The following is a 14,650-nucleotide window of genomic DNA, read 5'->3' as shown; positions in this document are numbered from 1 at the left end:
TGGTGCAGGGCGAGAACGTGCGCGCCACGCTGGCCTTCGTCGCCCGCGGCGAGGCGCCGTTCGGCATCGTCTATGCCACCGATGCGGTGGCCGAGCCCAACGTGCGCGTGGTCGCCACCTTCCCCGCCGGCAGCCATCCGCCGATCATCTATCCGGCGGCGGTGCTGAAGGAAGCCACCGGCAAGGCGACCGATTCGTTCTTCGCCTACCTGAAGTCGGACGATGCCGCCCGCCGCTTCCGCGAACAGGGCTTCGTGGTGCTGTCGCCGAAGCCGTGAGGCCGCATCGCAGGGGCGCCGTGTCGTGGATACAGCCGTCTTCCTCACTGACGAAGCCCGCACGGCGCTGGCCCTCAGCCTGAAGGTTTCGCTGTGGGCCACCGCCATCAGCCTGCCGCTGGCGGTGCTGGCGGCGCTCATCACCGGCCGGGGGCGTTTTCCCGGCCGCGCGCTGGTCGACGGCCTGCTGCACCTGCCGCTCATCCTGCCGCCGGTCGTCACCGGCTTCCTGCTGCTCATCGCGTTCGGCCGGCGGGCGCCGGTCGGCGCCTTTCTGGCCGAGCATTTCGGCCTCGTGTTCTCGTTCCGGTGGACCGGCGCGGCCCTCGCCGCCGGCATCATGGGCTTTCCGCTGATGGTGCGGGCCATCCGCCTGTCGCTGGAGGCGGTCGACGGCCGGCTGGAAGAGGCCGCCGCCACGCTGGGCGCCCGGCCGCTGTGGGTGTTTGCCACCGTCACCCTGCCGCTGATGGTGCCGGGCATCATCACCGGGGCGATCCTGTCCTTCGCCCGCGCCATGGGCGAGTTCGGCGCCACCATCACCTTCGTCGGCAACATCCCCGGCGAAACGCAGACCCTGCCCGCCGCCATCTACACCTTCACGCAGGTGCCCGGCGGCGATGGCCCGGCAATGCGGCTCGTGGCGGTTTCCGTGGCGGTGTCGATGACGGCGCTCATCGGCTCCGAGCTGATCGCCCGGCGCGCGCGCCGGCGCCTCGGGCTGTCCGCCGGCCGGGCCGACTGAGCGCCATGTCCGCCTCCTCCCCCGCCCGCTCCCCTTCCCACGGCGTCGAAATCGCGCTGCGCCACCGGCAGGGTGCCTTCACGCTCGATGTCGAGTTTGCCAGCGATGCCCGCCTCATCGCGCTGTTCGGCCGCTCCGGCTGCGGCAAGACCACGCTGGCGCGCGCCGTGGCCGGGCTGATCCGGCCGGCGGAAGGGCGCATCGTCATCGACGGGCGGGTGCTGTTCGACAGCCGCGCCGGCCTCTGCCTGCCCGCCTGGCGGCGGCGCATCGGGGTGGTGTTTCAGGAAGCGCGGCTGTTTCCGCACCTCAGCGTGCGGCAGAACCTGCTCTATGGCCGCCTGTTCGCGCCCCGCGGGCGGCAGGCCGCCCGCCTCGATGCGGTGGTGGACATGCTGGGCATCGGCCACCTTGCCGGGCGCAGGCCGGCAATGCTCTCCGGCGGCGAGAAGGCGCGGGTCGCCATCGGCCGGGCGCTGCTGTCCGATCCGGCGATCCTGATCATGGACGAACCGTTTGCCGCGCTCGACGAAGCGCGGCGGCAGGAGATTCTGCCCCATGTGGAGCGGCTGCGCGACGAAGCGGGGCTGCCCATTCTCTATGTCAGCCACTCGGTCAGCGAGGTGGTGCGTCTGGCGCCGGAAACGGTGGCGCTGGTCGACGGCCGCATCAGCGCCATCGGCCGCACCGCCGACGTGCTCGGCAGCCGGGCCCATGGCGGCGAACCGGGCACCGTGCTGGAAGGCATCGTGGCCGGCGACGACGAGGCCGCGCAGGACCGGGCCGATGGCCTCAGCCGCGTGGCAACGCCGGCCGGCCCCCTGCTGCTGCCGCGGGTGCGCACCGCGGCAGGCCGGCCGCTGCGGCTGTTCGTGCCGGCCCGCGACGTGACGCTGGCCCTCGCCCGCCCCGCCGGCATCAGCGCCCTGAACGTGCTCGCCGGAACGGTGGAAACGGTGACCGAGGGCGCGGAGGGCATGGATATCGGCGTGCGCTGCGGCGCGGCGCGGGTGCAGGCCCGCATCACGCGCCGCTCCTGCCGCGCCCTCGGGCTGGCGCCCGGCAGCGCGGTGTTCGCGCTCATCAAGGCCGTGGCGCTCGATCAGGCCGGGGGCTGATTGCCCGCCGGCACCCGTTGCAGCAGCGCCGCCCGGCCAAGGGTGAAATCGGAGGCGATCCAGACCGCCTTCAGGGCCGCAAGCTGCACCCCCATGGCCGGGCCGGGCGGGATGCCGAGGGCGGCCAGATCGCGGCCGCTTACGGGAAATGGCGGCACCTGCCACGCCGCCGCCCGGCGCAGCGCGGCCAGCGCATCGGCCCCGGCCGCGCCGGCGGCATCGGCCGCCGCAAGTGCAAGGCCGGCTTCGGCGGCCGCTCCGCCGAACCGGCACACCAGACGGCGCACCGCCGGCGCATCGAGGCCGGCAAACCCGCTGCCGATCGCCTCCCGCGCGCCGACGCTGTCGACCATCGCCTGTCGCAGGGCTCTGGAAAGGCGCAGCCGCGCCGACAGGCGCTCGGCATCTTCCCGCACCCGCACCGCCAGCGCGGCAAGGCCCAGCGCCGCCGGCAGACGGCGGGTCGCCGGCCGCTCGCCCGCCGGCCACAGCGTCAGCAGCCGGCTGAACCGCGCCGGATAGGCGATGCCGCCCAGCACCGGCTGCCACAACCCTGCCCCGGCCATCGTCGCCACCACCGCACCGGCGCCGCCGGCGGTGACGAGCTTGACCGTTTCGGCCGCGATACGCTCGGCCGAAAGGCGGCCGAGACCGGCGCGGGCCGCAATGCAGGCCGCAAGGCCCGCGGCATCGGGCGCGCCGGCGCCATAGCGCGCGTGGAAGCGGAAGAAGCGCAGAATGCGCAGATAATCCTCCGCAATGCGCGCCGCCGGATCGCCGATGAAGCGCACGCGCCGCGCAAGGCAGTCCTCATAGCCGCCGACGGGATCGAAGATGGTGCCGCGGGCATCGACATAGAGCGCGTTCATGGTGAAGTCGCGCCGCCGGGCGTCCTCCGCCCAGTCCTCGGTAAAGGCGATTTCGGCATGGCGGCCGTCTGTCGCCACGTCGCGGCGCAGGGTGGTGACCTCGAAGGGCTGGTGCGCGGCCACCAGCGTCACGGTGCCATGGTCGAGGCCCGTGGGCACCGCGCGCAGGCCCGCCGCCCGTGCCAGCTCCATCACCGCCCCGGGCGCAAGCGGGGTGGCGATGTCGATATCCTCCACCGGCTCGCCGATCAGCGCATTGCGCACGGCGCCGCCGACGATGCGCGCCGCCCCGCCGCCGGCCTCCAGAACCGCCAGCACCTGCCGGGTTGCCGGGGCCGCAAGCCAGGGCGCGCCGGCGAGGGAAAACGGCAGCGGCGTCATTCGATATAGCCCGGCACGACCCGCCCGTCGCGCAGTTCCGCCGGATGATAGGTTCCGGTCGCCGCCGGCCTGTCGAGCAGGCCGAAGGCCAGAAGGCCCAGCGCCATCAGCACGAACCCGGCCAGCACCATCACCCCCAGCGGATGCCAGCGGTCGGGCGCCGCCGGCGCGCGGCGCACCAGCAGGGCCAGCCCGTAGACGGCGAACGGCAGCAGAAAAAGGGCGATCTCAATGAGGCTGACCCGGAGCATGCGCCCTCACCCGCCATAGAGGCGCTCATAAAGCGCATGGATGATGCCCGCCGTGATGCCCCAGATGGTGCGCTCGCCATATTGCAGCGTGTAGTGCCCCACCTTGTAGCCGCGGATGATGCGCTCGCCGCGGCTGAAATTGGCCGCGGTCATCAGAAAGCGCAGCGGCACCTCGAAGGTTTCCACCACCTCGCCGGCATTGAGCTTCAGGCGCAGGTCGGGCGCCACGCGGCCGACCACCGGCACGATGCGATAGCCGGTGCCAGCGATATAGGGATCGGCGAAACCCACGGGCTCGATCAGGCCGGCATCGAGGCCGATTTCCTCGCGCGCCTCGCGCAGGGCGGCGGCGACCGGGCCGGAATCGCCGGGGTCGATCTTGCCGCCGGGAAAGGAAATCTGCCCGGCATGGGCCTTCAGGTGCGGCGTGCGCAGGGTGAAGATGACGGTCGCCTCGTCGCCGCGGTCCACCACCGGGATCAGCACCGCCGCATCGCGCAGGCGCGGGCGGATATCGCCGAAGATATCGGGGTTGAAGACATGGTCGCCGGCCACCGCCTCGCAGGTCATCACCGGGGCATCGAGGCCGATCAGCCGGCTCTTCGCCCGCTCCTGCAGGCCCGCTGCAGAATAGGGCTGCAGCGCCGCCAGACTGGTGGAAGCGGCCAGATCCGCCCGGAAGGCCGCCGCCGGTTTCGCGCTCTCGTCCATCGCATCCCTTCGCAGCGTTCAGAAGGTGTCCGGCAGGGCGAAGAACACGCCCCCGCTCCACACCCCGAGGCCGTATCCCGCCTCTTCGTTGGCAAGCGCCAGTGCCGCCAGATCCATCGCCACCGCGCGGCTCGCCAGCGCCTCAAGGCCGCCACGCACATCGATATAAGGCTTCAGCCCCCCGGTTTCAGCCTCCGCGACAAAGCGCAGGCCGTGCTCAGGGCCGATGGCGACGACATCGCCGACATTGGTGCGCACCGTCAGCCGTGCCCCGTGGCCGGCACCGGCGACATGCAGTTCCACGGCCAGAAACGGCGCGTCCTCAACGACGATGGCCACCTTTTCCGCCGGCGTGACCAGCACATGGCTGCCATCGGGTTCGCGGCGCAGGATGGAGGCGAACAGCGCCACCAGCGCCGGCCGGCCGATGGGGCGGCCCTCGTGGAACCACGCGCCGTCGCGGGCAATGCGCATGTCGATGGTGCCGCAATGGGCCGGGTGCCACCGCTCCACCGGCCGCGGCGGCGCGCCCGCGCCGCCGGCCCGCGCCACCAGCGCGGCAAGGGCAGGGTCAAGCGCCGGGTCAAGCGCCGGGTCGGGGGCCGGGTTAACCGGTTTGCTGTCTTTGCTCATTCCCCCCTCCCGCATCGCGCCCCGGCCGCCGGCCGGGGGCCGTTTCGTCACGGCGTTTCGCCCTGCCGCCCTTTGTGCCGCGTTCGCGCCCGCGCCGCAATCGTGCCGGGCCGGCCGGCAGCGCCACGATTTGGCCCGGCTTTGCCGGTGGTATGAGGTGTTTTTTAGCCGGCCCGGCGCCGGCGGTGGCGAAACCTTTACGCCCCGCAGGCGATGAAGAAGGCTGGCTCCGGCCCGCTGCCCTCCCGCGGCTGCGGCCGGGCGGGTCCCGACAGGCGAGAATCAGGAACGGCGTTGATGAGCGCGATCACCGACATCCGCGAGGCGGACCCGGCCGCCGTGGTGGCAGAAGCGGAAGCCGCGGTTGCCCGCATCCGGGCGGCCCGCGCGGAAATCGGCCGCGTCATCTTCGGGCAGGAAGACGTGGTGGAACGCACCCTCGTCACGCTGCTGGCCGGCGGCCACGGGCTGCTGGTGGGCGTGCCGGGCCTTGCCAAGACACGGCTGGTCACCACGCTCGGCACCGTGCTGGGTCTCGATGCCCGCCGCATCCAGTTCACGCCCGACCTGATGCCCAGCGACATTCTCGGCACCGAAGTGCTGGAACAGGCTGCCGACGGCAGCCGCTCGTTCCGCTTCCTCAAGGGGCCGGTCTTCGCCCAGCTGCTGATGGCCGACGAGATCAACCGCGCCAGCCCGCGCACCCAGTCGGCGCTGCTGCAGGCGATGCAGGAGCACCATGTCACCGTGGCCGGGCAGGCCTATGACCTGCCGCAGCCGTTCCATGTGCTCGCCACCCAGAACCCGCTGGAGCAGGAGGGCACCTATCCGCTGCCCGAGGCCCAGCTCGACCGCTTCCTGCTGCAGATCGACGTGCCCTATCCCGACCGCGAGGCCGAGCGGCGCATCCTGATCGAGACCACCGGCGCAAGCGAGACGGAGGCCCGGCCGGTGCTGCAGCCGGGCGAACTGATGGCCTTCCAGCGCCTCGTGCGCCGCCTGCCGGTCGGCCAGTCGGTGGTCGAGGCGATCCTCGATCTGGTGCGCTCCGCCCGCCCCGGCGAAGGCGCCCCGGCGGCCACCGAGGCGGTTGCATGGGGGCCGGGGCCGCGCGCCTCGCAGGCGCTGATGCTGGCGGTGCGTGCCCGCGCGCTGATCGACGGCCGCCTTGCGCCCTCGCGCGACGACGTGACGGCTCTGGCCGCTCCGGTGCTGCAACACCGCATGGCGCTGACCTTTGCCGCCCGCGCCGGGGGCACCACCGTGCGCAGCGTCATCGACCGGCTCGCCGCCGCGCTGAACTGAACCGCTGAACGGACCTGACCGCCTTGGCAGACGCTTCCGCCGCCCCTTTCACCGCCCGCAAGGCCGGCTCCGGCCCCGCTGCCGCCGGCCGTCCCGGCATCGGTGCGCGGGCGCTCGCGGCCAGCCTGCCGGACCTCATCATTGCTGCACGCCGGGTGGCGGCCAGCATCGCCCCCGGCTGGCACGGCCGGCGGCGCGCCGGCGCCGGCGAGGGTTTCTGGCAGTTCCGGCCGTTCCTGTCGGGCGAACCCGCCCACCGGGTGGACTGGCGCCGCTCGGCCCGCGACGAGCATCTCTATGTGCGCGAGCGCGAGTGGGAGGCGCCGCACACCCTGTGGCTCCATGCCGATCTTTCCGCCTCCATGGCCTATCGCTCGCCGCTCGCCGCCGTGACCAAACGAGAGCGCGCCGTGCTGCTGCTGCTGGCACTGGCCGAGCTTGCCGGCCGGGCGGGCGAAAAGGTGGGGCTTGCCGGCCTGACCCCGGCCATCGCCCACCGCCATGCCAGCGAGCGGCTGGCGCTGGCGCTCGCGGCCGCCCCGGAAGATGCCGCCGGCACGCTGCCGCCGCCGGCCGCCTTCGGCCCCGGCCACGATCTGGTGCTCATCGGCGATTTTCTCGATCCTGTGGAAAGTCTGGCCGCGTTCCTCTCGGCCGCCGCCGGCCGCGGCGTGCAGGGCACGCTGGTTCAGGTGCTGGACCCGAGCGAGGAGAGCTTTCCCTTCGACGGGCGCACCGAGTTCCGCGACCCGGAAACCGACCTGCGCCTCACCGCCGGCCGGGCGGAGGACTGGCGCGCCGGCTATCGCCAGCGCCTTGAGGCACACCGCGCCGCGCTGGGGGCGGCGGTGCGCGCGGCAGGCTGGACGCTCATCGTCCACCACACCGACCGCCCGGCAAGCGAAGCGCTGATCGCGCTGCACGGCGCCCTCAGCGGCAGTCCCGGCGGCCGTGCCGGGGGGATGGTGCGATGACTGGCCTGTTGCCGCTCGGCTTCACCGCGCCCTGGGTGCTGGCGGCCCTTGCGCTGCTGCCGGCAATCTGGTGGCTCCTGCGCCTGACGCCGCCGCGCCCGCGGCAGGTCGCCTTCCCCGCCACGCGGCTGATGGCCGACATGACGCGCCGGGAGGAAACCCCGGCCATGAGCCCGTGGTGGCTGGTGCTGCTGCGCCTTCTCATTGCGGCAGCGCTCATTGTCGCGCTGGCCGGCCCGGTGTGGCGGCCGGCGCCGGAGGCCGGCGGCAGCGCCGCGGGGCCGCTGGCGCTGATCCTCGATAACGGCTGGGCCGGCGGACCCGACTGGGCGCTGCGCCAGAAGGCAGCGGAAGACGCCATTGCCGCCGCCGCGCGCGACGGCCGCGCCGTCATTCTGGCGGCCACCGCCGACGGCACCCGGCAGGATCTCGCCGCCGCCCCGGCCGCAAAGGCGCACGAGCGGCTGGCGGCCCTTGCGCCGCGGCCGTGGGCGGGCGACCGCGCCGCCCTCGAAGCGCCGCTGAAGGCCGCTTTCGCCGCCACCCCGCCCGGGCGCATCGTGTTCATCAGCGACCGCGTTGCCGGCCGCGATGCCGGCTTTGCCGCGCTGCTGGCCGCCGCCGCGCCCCCGGTGGAAATGCTGCAGGCCGCCGGTCAGGGCCCCGTTGCCATCGCCGGGGTGGAAAACGGCCTCGATGCCCTGACGGTGCGGCTGGTGCGCCTGCCGCAGCCCGCCGGTGCACAGGAGGCCCCCCTCGCAGTGCGCGCCCTCGATGAAAAGGGGCTGGAGATCGGCACCGCCACCGCCGTCTTTTCCGGGGCCACCGCGACGGCCCGCTTCGGGCTGCCGACGGAACTGCGCAACGATATCGCCCGCTTCGAGATTGCCGGCCAGCCGAGCGCCGGCGCGGTGCGGCTGATGGACGAGCGCTGGCGGCGGCGCACGGTGGGGCTGCTTTCCGGCGCCGGGGCCGATCAGGCCCAGCCGCTGCTGTCGCCGCTGCATTATCTCTCCCGCGCCCTCAGCCCCTATGCCGACCTGCGCGAGCCGCGCGGCGCCGACATGGATGCCGATGTCGCCCGCCTCGTTGAAGACCGCGTCTCGATGATCGTGCTGGCCGATATCGGCCGGCTGCCCGGCCCGGCGCGCGACGGGCTGGCGGAGTGGGTGGAGAAAGGCGGCGTTCTGGTGCGTTTTGCCGGGCCGAAGCTGGCTGCCGGCAGCGACGATCTGGTGCCGGTGCGCCTGCGGCAGGGCGGGCGCACGCTGGGCGGGGCGCTGTCGTGGGAAAAGCCGCAGGCGCTGGCCTCGTTCGCGCCGGCCGGCCCGTTTGCCGCCCTGCCGGTGCCCGACGACGTGACGGTGACGCGGCAGGTGCTGGCCGAGCCCGATGCCACCCTTGCCGACCACACCTGGGCGAGCCTGGCCGACGGCACCCCGCTCGTCACCGCCGAAAAGCGCGGGCAGGGCTATGTCGTGCTGTTCCATGTCACCGCCGATACCGCCTGGTCGAACCTGCCGCTCTCCGGCACCTTCGTCGCCATGCTGCGCCAGATCGTGGCGTTCTCGGCCGCGCAGGGCGGCGGCGACCGCGTTTCCGGCACCGCGCCGCTGCCGCCGCTGCGCGTGCTGGACGGGTTCGGCCGCCTCACCGCGCCGGGGCCGGATGCCGAACCGCTGCCGCCGGGCGCCGATCTCGATACCGCAGCCGGCCCGCGCCATCCGCCCGGCTACTATGGCGTCGAAACCGCCTTCCGCGCCGTCAATCTGGCACTGCCGACCGACGGGCTGGCCGCCTTCGACGCCGGCCCGCTGGCCGGCCGCCTCATCGCCGGCACCCTTGCGGCGGAAGGGCCGGTGGACCTGAAACCGTGGGGGCTGGTGCTGGCCATGGGCCTCTTCGCCATCGACGGGCTGGTCGTGCTGGCGCTTGGCGGGGCCTTCGGCCGCGGCATGCGGACGACCGCCCTTGCCGCTCCCCTTGCCGCCGGCCTTGCGCTGCTCGCCGCCGGCGCCGGCCTCAGCCTTGCGCCTGCACCCGCCCGCGCCGGCGATGCCGCCGCAACCGCCTTTGCCGAAAAGGCGACCGGCGCCACCCGCCTTGCCTATGTGCGCACCGGCGATGCCGCCATCGATGAGGAGAGCCGCCTCGGGCTTGCCGGCCTGACGCGCTTTCTGGCCGAGCGCACCGCGCTGGAAGGCGGCGAGCCGATGGGCGTGGACGTGGAGACCGACGAACTCGCCTTCTTCCCGGTCATCTACTGGCCGGTCAGCCCCGCCCAGCCCCGGCCCGGCCCGAAGGCGATGGCGCGCATCGATGCCTACATGCGCAACGGCGGCACCATCCTGTTCGACACCCGCGACCAGATGAGCGACACCGGCGGCTCGCAGACGCCGGCCAATGCCCGGCTGCGCGAGATCCTCGACGGGCTCGACATTCCGCCGCTGGAGCCGGTGCCCCCCGACCATGTGCTGACGAAGTCGTTCTACCTGCTGCAGGCCTTTCCCGGCCGCTGGAGCGGCAGCCCGCTGTGGGTTGCCGCCGCCCCGGCGGAAAGCGATGCCGCCGGGGCCGAGCGGCCGGTGCGCACCGGCGACGGGGTTTCGCCCATCCTGATCACCGGCAACGACATGGCCGGGGCGTGGGCGATCGCCGACAGCGGCGACTGGCTTTACCAGACCGTGCCCGACGATCCCGACCAGCGCGAACATGCCATCCGCGCTGGCGTCAACATCGTGATGTATGCCCTGACCGGCAACTACAAGGCCGATCAGGTGCATGTGCCGGCGCTGCTGGAGCGGCTCGGCCAATGATGCGCCCGCCGCCCCGCCAGATGGCCGCCACCGCGGCCGCCCCCCAGCCCGCAGACCCGGCCCGCCGATGAACCTTTCCATCACCTTCGCGCCGCTGGTGCCGCTGTGGCTGCTCGCCGTGCTCGCCGCGGCGGTGCTGGCCGTTGCGCTCGCCGGCCTCATCCGTCGCAGCCGGGGCGCGGCCCTGCGCCTTGCCGCCGGCGCCGCGCTGGCGCTGGCCCTTGCCAACCCGGCGCTGGTGGAAGAGCAGCGCGCGCCGCTCTCCACCGTGGTTGCCGTGGTGGTGGACGAAAGCCAGAGCCAGCAGATCGGCGACCGCGCCAAGACCACCGAGGCCGCCCGGCAGGCCCTGAAACAGGCGCTTGCCGGCCGCGACGACGTGGACGTGCGCGAAATCGTGGTCACACCCGCCGCCGGGGGCGGCGACGGCACCCGGCTGTTCACCGCCCTTGCCAACGGCCTTGCCGACGTGCCGCCCGAGCGCGTCGGCGGGGCCGTGCTCATCACCGACGGTCAGGTGCACGATGTGCCGCCGCCGGGCGCGCTGGGCTTTTCCGCGCCCGTCCACGCCCTTATCACCGGCCGGGCGGACGAGACCGACCGCCGTCTGGTGCTGGAGCGGGTGCCGCGCTTCGGCCTCGTCGGCACCACCCAGACGGCAAGGGTGCGCATCGAAGACAGCGGCCCGAACGGCCCGGCGACCGCCCGCCTCACCGTGCGCCGCGACGGCGAGGAGGTAGCGAGCGAAATCCTGCCCGTGGGCACGGCAAGCGAGGTGGCCATCGAAATCGCCCACGGCGGACAGAACATCTTCGAATTCTCGGTCGAGCCGCTCGCCGGCGAACTGACGGCGGCCAACAACACGCAGGTCGCCATCGTCGACGGCGTGCGCGAGAACCTGCGCGTGCTGCTGGTTTCCGGCGAACCCCACGCCGGCGAGCGCACGTGGCGCAACCTGCTGAAATCGGACGCCTCGGTCGACCTCGTGCACTTCACCATCCTGCGCCCGCCGGAGAAGCAGGACGGCACGCCGATCAACGAACTGTCGCTCATCGCCTTCCCGACGCGCGAGCTGTTCTCCACCAAGATCAACGATTTCGATCTCATCATTTTCGACCGCTACCACCAGCGGGGCATCCTGCCGCTGGTCTATTTCGACAACATCGCCGAGTTCGTGCGCCGCGGCGGCGCGGTGCTGGTCTCGGAAGGCCCGCTGCCGGAGCCGGACGGTTTCGGCAGCGGCAGCCTGTTCGACACCCCGCTCGGCGCCGTGCTGCCGGCGGTGCCGACCGGGCAGGTGATCGAGGAGCCGTTCCGCCCGGCCGTCACCGACACCGGACGGCGCCATCCGGTCACGCGCGACCTGCCCGGCGGCAACGAAACGCCGCCGGCATGGAGCCAGTGGTTCCGCATGGTCGATGCGGTGCCCAACGACGGCGAAGTGATCATGGAGGGGGCCGGCAACCGGCCGCTGCTGGTGCTGGGGCGCGAGGGCAAGGGCCGCGCGGCGGCGCTGCTGTCCGACCAGTCGTGGCTCTGGGCGCGCGGCTATGACGGCGGCGGCCCCCATGTGGCGCTGCTGCGCCGCCTCGCCCACTGGCTGATGAAGGAACCGGAACTGGAGGAAGAGGCCCTGCGGCTGGCCGCCCGCGGCGACCGGCTGACCATCGAGCGCCAGACACTGGGCGACAAGGCCGGCCCCGTCACCCTCACCGACCCGACGGGCCGCACCCGGCAGGTGACGCTGGCAGAGGCCGGGCCGGGCCTGTGGCAGGCACAGGTGAACGCCGGCGGCGCGGGGCTTTATGTGGCCAGCGACGGCACCCGCAAGGCCCTTGCCCATGTCGGCCCGCCCAACCCGCGCGAACTGACCGACGTGCGCTCCACCGAGAGCGTTCTGGCGCCGGTGGCCGCCGCGACCGGCGGCACCATACGCCGCATCCGGGCGGACGACGGCGGCGCGGACATGCCGCGCCTCGCCTTTCTGCACAATGCCGGACGCTATGGCGGCAGCGACTGGATTGCGCTGAAGACAACCGAAGCCTCGGTGCTGCAGGGGCTGACGCGGCTGCCGCTGCTGTCGGGCGTTGCCGGCCTTGCGGTGCTCATCGGCCTCGTCGCCCTCACCTGGCTTGCCGAGGGGCATCGCCGCCGGGGCCGCGGAACGCGGCGCTGACAAACAAAAACGCCCCGGTCCCGAAGGGGCCGGAGCGTTTTCTGCCGGGGTGGCGCGGGCGGTCTGTGGGGCCGGACCGCCCTTCCGGGGCCTGCTGCGATGGGGGGAAAACGCAGCGCCCGCCGTCCACCCCGCAAGGGGCAGGATCGTTCAGAAAAGCCTGATCTTTCAGCGGTTCTTTTCGCCGAGCAGACGGCTCACGACCTCTTCGCCAAGGCCGAGATCACGCACCAGATGTTCGTCGGTCGCCATCAGGCGCCGCAGTTCGGCGCGCAGGTGCGCCTGCTGCCGGCGGGCCTGCCAGCCCGCCATGAGGCGCGACGCGAATGCGGCGCCGCGCGGCGGCACAAAGGATGCCCCGCTGTGCATGATCTGAAGGCTTTCATTCCGGGTGCTCATCGTGACCTCCCTTTGACCAGCGCTGGAACTCATCTGCTGATGACCGGAATATGGGGGCTTTGCGCGGTGTGCACAAACGACTAGTTTGCTCTCTGACCCTGCGAAAAAGTCATGTGAAATGTCCCAGCGCCTGCCTTCCCTCAATGCCCTGCGCACCTTCGAGGCCGCCGCCCGGCTGGGCGGCGTGACCCGCGCCGCCGAGGAACTGCATGTGACGCAGAGCGCCGTCAGCCGGCAGATCCGGGCTCTGGAAGAGGAACTGGGCCTGCCGCTGTTCCGCCGCGTGCACCGCGGCGTGGTGCTGACGGCGGAAGGCGAGCGGCTCGCCGCCACCGTTCACGAAGCCTTCGGCCGCCTCTCGGAAGGCATCGCCCGCCTGAAGCGCGATCCCTGGCAGCTCAAGGTGCGCGTGCCGCCGACCTTCGGCGTGCGCTGGCTGTGGCCGCGGCTCAACCGGTTCGAGACCGCGAACCCGGATATCCTGACCGAAGTCTCGATGCTGTGGAGCAATGTGGAACCCGGCGACGGCGGTTTCGATCTCGGTGTGCGGCTGCGGCCGGGCGCCTGGCCGGAGGCAAACCGCACCGTGCTGTTCGAGGAGCGTCTGGCCCCGGTGTGCGCACCGGGCTTTCTCGACGGGCGGCAGCCGCGCAGCGGGCACGATTTCGAGCGCTATCCGCTGCTGCATTGCTCCAACCATCAGGACTGGCGGCTGTGGTCGCGCAACTGGTCGGGCGGAGCGTTCGACTGCGAGCACGGCGAGGTGTTCGACACCCTCGATTTCGCGCTGCGGGCCGCGGAAGCCGGGCGCGGCATTGCGGTGACCGACCTTGCCATGGCAGAGGCCGACCTTGCCGCCGGCCGCCTCACCGTGGTGGTGCCGGAGACGGTGGCCAACGGCCACATCTATTACCTGATCTCACCCGAACCGGAGACCGAGCGGCCCGCCGTGGGCCGGTTCCGCACATGGATCTGCGCCGAGGCGGCCGAAACGCGGGCCGCGGCGGCCCTGCCGGCGGCTCAGTAATCGGCCGGGCCGCGCCGCATGCTCTTCACCGCCCCGCGCCGGCTCTTGGCATCGAGCCGGCGTTCCTTCGAGGCCCGCGTCGGCCTGGTGGCCCGGCGCGGAACCGGGGGCACGCTCGCCTCGCGGATCATGGCCACGAGGCGTTCCAGCGCGTCCTGCCGGTTGCGCTCCTGCGTGCGGTGGCGGTCGGCGCTGATGACGATGACGCCGTCGTTGGTCAGCCGGCTGCCGGCCAGCTTCTGCAGCCGGATCGACACCGCATCCGGCAGCGAGCGCGACCGGCGGGCGTCGAAGCGCAGCTGCACCGCCGTCGACACCTTGTTGACGTTCTGCCCGCCGGGCCCGGAGGCCCGCACGAACACCTCCTCGATCTCCGCCGGATCGAGCGAGATGGCATCGGTGACAACAATCGGATCGCGGGCTGCCATCTGGGTTCGCCGGGCGCTCAGGCCGCCGGCTGCTTTTCGCGGATCACGTAGATCTTGCGCAGCGGCTCCAGCGTCTCCCATGTGCCGCGGAACCCGGAAGGAATGAGGAAGCTGTCGCCGGGGCCGTATTCGGCTGCCGTACCGTCGGCCGCCGTCAGCCGCACGCGGCCTTCGAGGATCACGCACACCTCGTCCTCGGTGTAGTTCACCGTCAGGGTGGTGACATCCGACACCCAGAAGCCGACGCTGAGTTCACCGGAGGCGTCGGTGAAGAGATTGTCGAAGCCGGTCGGCTTCGCATCCCGCACGCTGAGCGGCGAGACGAGGCGCAGGGCGTGGACAACGGTCTGATCGCTCATGGCAGGCGGCTCCGGCGGCAGAAAACGGGACTTGAGAAAACCGGGCTTGAGGAAACACCGCCCGCGATGCGACGGCAAGACCCGCGCAGGGCAGGCAAGACCGGCACGGGGAGAACCGAGACCGCAAGAGCACCCGGCAAAAAGCACCCGGCCCCGCCGGAGACACGCTCAGATATCGGC

15 protein-coding genes are annotated in these 14,650 nt (G+C 72.5%); 8 read left to right on the top strand and 7 right to left on the bottom strand.

The genetic code is table 11. The features are described from left to right. The 3 genes from modA to modC form a co-directional block, all read left to right on the top strand. Nucleotides 1–278, top strand: a 278-nt coding sequence (modA, locus tag V7067_RS04640) for a molybdate ABC transporter substrate-binding protein (protein WP_334174714.1), incomplete at its 5' end; no start/stop codon positions are given. A gap of 25 nt (nucleotides 279–303) precedes the next feature. Continuing rightward, nucleotides 304–1,023, top strand: a complete 720-nt coding sequence (modB, locus tag V7067_RS04635) for a molybdate ABC transporter permease subunit (RefSeq protein ID WP_334174713.1) — start codon at nucleotides 304–306, stop codon at nucleotides 1,021–1,023. Between the two features lie 5 nt (nucleotides 1,024–1,028). Beyond that, nucleotides 1,029–2,141, top strand: coding sequence for a molybdenum ABC transporter ATP-binding protein (gene modC / locus V7067_RS04630; RefSeq protein WP_334174712.1), 1,113 nt, complete (start codon nucleotides 1,029–1,031; stop codon nucleotides 2,139–2,141). On the opposite strand, the gene V7067_RS04625 is transcribed toward modC, so the two are convergent. The 4 genes from V7067_RS04625 to V7067_RS04610 are packed head-to-tail and all read right to left on the bottom strand — an operon-like array spanning nucleotide 2,126 to nucleotide 4,986. Continuing rightward, a complete protein-coding gene (locus V7067_RS04625) occupies nucleotides 2,126–3,391 on the bottom strand; it encodes a CCA tRNA nucleotidyltransferase (protein ID WP_334174711.1) in 1,266 nt (421 codons plus the stop codon). The two genes, modC and V7067_RS04625, sit on opposite strands and share 16 nt — an antisense overlap. After that, entirely contained in the window at nucleotides 3,388–3,642 is a 255-nt protein-coding gene (locus V7067_RS04620) for a DUF6111 family protein (RefSeq protein WP_334174710.1), read from the bottom strand. Before V7067_RS04620 ends, V7067_RS04625 begins: the two co-directional genes overlap by 4 nt. 6 nt (nucleotides 3,643–3,648) lie before the next feature. Next, nucleotides 3,649–4,353 (bottom strand): CoA pyrophosphatase, encoded by a 705-nt coding sequence (locus tag V7067_RS04615; protein WP_334174709.1) that lies wholly within the window; start codon nucleotides 4,351–4,353, stop codon nucleotides 3,649–3,651. Nucleotides 4,354–4,371: 18 nt separating this feature from the next. Beyond that, on the bottom strand, nucleotides 4,372–4,986 hold the full coding sequence (locus V7067_RS04610; protein ID WP_334174708.1) for a DUF1285 domain-containing protein: 615 nt from the start codon (nucleotides 4,984–4,986) through the stop codon (nucleotides 4,372–4,374). Nucleotides 4,987–5,283: 297 nt separating this feature from the next. On the opposite strand from V7067_RS04610, the gene V7067_RS04605 reads away from it, so the two are divergent. From V7067_RS04605 to V7067_RS04590, 4 genes are all read left to right on the top strand, one after another. Continuing rightward, nucleotides 5,284–6,291: a MoxR family ATPase gene (locus tag V7067_RS04605; protein ID WP_334174707.1), complete on the top strand. Its 1,008-nt coding sequence runs from the start codon at nucleotides 5,284–5,286 to the stop codon at nucleotides 6,289–6,291. A gap of 23 nt (nucleotides 6,292–6,314) precedes the next feature. After that, nucleotides 6,315–7,265, top strand: a complete 951-nt coding sequence (locus tag V7067_RS04600; RefSeq protein ID WP_334174706.1) for a DUF58 domain-containing protein — start codon at nucleotides 6,315–6,317, stop codon at nucleotides 7,263–7,265. Further along, nucleotides 7,262–10,081 carry a DUF4159 domain-containing protein gene (locus V7067_RS04595; RefSeq protein ID WP_334174705.1) on the top strand — a complete coding sequence of 940 codons (2,820 nt, stop codon included), beginning with the start codon at nucleotides 7,262–7,264 and terminating at the stop codon, nucleotides 10,079–10,081. The genes V7067_RS04600 and V7067_RS04595 overlap by 4 nt, the downstream gene beginning before the upstream one ends. Before the next feature lie 67 nt (nucleotides 10,082–10,148). After that, nucleotides 10,149–12,257, top strand: a complete 2,109-nt coding sequence (locus V7067_RS04590; RefSeq protein ID WP_334174704.1) for a hypothetical protein — start codon at nucleotides 10,149–10,151, stop codon at nucleotides 12,255–12,257. Between the two features lie 168 nt (nucleotides 12,258–12,425). Here V7067_RS04590 and V7067_RS04585 read toward each other — a convergent pair whose 3' ends face one another. After that, nucleotides 12,426–12,689 (bottom strand): hypothetical protein, encoded by a 264-nt coding sequence (locus V7067_RS04585; RefSeq protein WP_334174703.1) that lies wholly within the window; start codon nucleotides 12,687–12,689, stop codon nucleotides 12,426–12,428. A gap of 85 nt (nucleotides 12,690–12,774) precedes the next feature. On the opposite strand from V7067_RS04585, the gene V7067_RS04580 reads away from it, so the two are divergent. After that, entirely contained in the window at nucleotides 12,775–13,683 is a 909-nt protein-coding gene (locus V7067_RS04580; protein ID WP_334174702.1) for a LysR substrate-binding domain-containing protein, read from the top strand. Here V7067_RS04580 and arfB read toward each other — a convergent pair. Together arfB and V7067_RS04570 are read right to left on the bottom strand one after the other, a co-directional pair. Continuing rightward, complete coding sequence (arfB, locus tag V7067_RS04575; RefSeq protein WP_334174701.1) at nucleotides 13,677–14,111, bottom strand: alternative ribosome rescue aminoacyl-tRNA hydrolase ArfB; 435 nt, start codon at nucleotides 14,109–14,111, stop codon at nucleotides 13,677–13,679. The two genes, V7067_RS04580 and arfB, sit on opposite strands and share 7 nt — an antisense overlap. 17 nt (nucleotides 14,112–14,128) lie before the next feature. Continuing rightward, entirely contained in the window at nucleotides 14,129–14,470 is a 342-nt protein-coding gene (locus tag V7067_RS04570; RefSeq protein WP_334174700.1) for a cupin domain-containing protein, read from the bottom strand. Between the last annotated feature and the right edge of the window lie 180 nt (nucleotides 14,471–14,650).

The organism is Pseudoxanthobacter sp. (assembly GCF_036822375.1).
In the GTDB taxonomy this organism is placed as follows: domain Bacteria; phylum Pseudomonadota; class Alphaproteobacteria; order Rhizobiales; family Segnochrobactraceae; genus Pseudoxanthobacter.
Note: the sequence above shows the minus strand (reverse complement) of the source record. Positions and strands in the feature narration are given on the sequence as shown.

Bases quoted from the DNA above. Each gene is read 5' to 3' on its own strand.
- modC (WP_334174712.1), top strand. From the start codon at position 1,029: ATGTCCGCCTCCTCCCCCGCCCGCTCCCCTTCCCACGGCGTCGAAATC.
- V7067_RS04625 (WP_334174711.1), bottom strand. From the start codon at position 3,391: ATGACGCCGCTGCCGTTTTCCCTCGCCGGCGCGCCCTGGCTTGCGGCC.
- V7067_RS04620 (WP_334174710.1), bottom strand. From the start codon at position 3,642: ATGCTCCGGGTCAGCCTCATTGAGATCGCCCTTTTTCTGCTGCCGTTC.
- V7067_RS04615 (WP_334174709.1), bottom strand. From the start codon at position 4,353: ATGGACGAGAGCGCGAAACCGGCGGCGGCCTTCCGGGCGGATCTGGCC.
- V7067_RS04610 (WP_334174708.1), bottom strand. From the start codon at position 4,986: ATGAGCAAAGACAGCAAACCGGTTAACCCGGCCCCCGACCCGGCGCTT.
- V7067_RS04605 (WP_334174707.1), top strand. From the start codon at position 5,284: ATGAGCGCGATCACCGACATCCGCGAGGCGGACCCGGCCGCCGTGGTG.
- V7067_RS04595 (WP_334174705.1), top strand. From the start codon at position 7,262: ATGACTGGCCTGTTGCCGCTCGGCTTCACCGCGCCCTGGGTGCTGGCG.
- V7067_RS04590 (WP_334174704.1), top strand. From the start codon at position 10,149: ATGAACCTTTCCATCACCTTCGCGCCGCTGGTGCCGCTGTGGCTGCTC.
- V7067_RS04585 (WP_334174703.1), bottom strand. From the start codon at position 12,689: ATGAGTTCCAGCGCTGGTCAAAGGGAGGTCACGATGAGCACCCGGAAT.
- V7067_RS04580 (WP_334174702.1), top strand. From the start codon at position 12,775: ATGTCCCAGCGCCTGCCTTCCCTCAATGCCCTGCGCACCTTCGAGGCC.
- arfB (WP_334174701.1), bottom strand. From the start codon at position 14,111: ATGGCAGCCCGCGATCCGATTGTTGTCACCGATGCCATCTCGCTCGAT.
- V7067_RS04570 (WP_334174700.1), bottom strand. From the start codon at position 14,470: ATGAGCGATCAGACCGTTGTCCACGCCCTGCGCCTCGTCTCGCCGCTC.